This is a genomic window from Actinoplanes sp. NPDC048791 (genome assembly GCF_040650095.1).
Lineage (GTDB): Bacteria > Actinomycetota > Actinomycetes > Mycobacteriales > Micromonosporaceae > Actinoplanes.
Genome location: NZ_JBEZGQ010000412.1, coordinates 1 through 320, shown reverse-complemented (window position 1 = coordinate 320; position 320 = coordinate 1). Strand labels below are relative to the sequence as shown.

Annotated in this window: 1 protein-coding gene; it reads left to right on the top strand. The window is 74.7% G+C overall.

The annotated features are described in order from the left end of the window. The first annotated feature begins 156 nt into the window (after nt 1–156). The gene (locus AB0C29_RS26240; protein ID WP_360825146.1) at nt 157–309 is read left to right on the top strand and encodes a hypothetical protein; all 153 of its coding nucleotides are present in this window, start codon (nt 157–159) and stop codon (nt 307–309) included. The last annotated feature ends 11 nt before the right edge of the window (nt 310–320 follow it).

Here is a 320-nt window from a genome sequence, read left to right as displayed (position 1 = left end):
AGCCCCCCCCCCCGCCCCTCCCCCGCCCACCCCGAGGCCGTCGGGTCTCCGGCCCCCCGCCCTTCTAGCCAGGTCCCGAACTCCTGGGTCCTTCAGCTCCGCACGACCGAACTGATCGCCCTGGTCGGCGAGGGAGCGGCAGCCGACTGGAGCACGGTGTATCTGCGCGACAGCCTGCACAGCAGCGAAGGTTTCGCGGCCGCGGCGTTCGCGGCGTTCTTCATCGCGATGACGGCCGGCCGGCTGACCGGTGACCGGCTGGCCGCCCGCTTCGGTGCCGTCCGGCTGGTCCGGGCGACGGCCGGCTGACCGGTGACCGG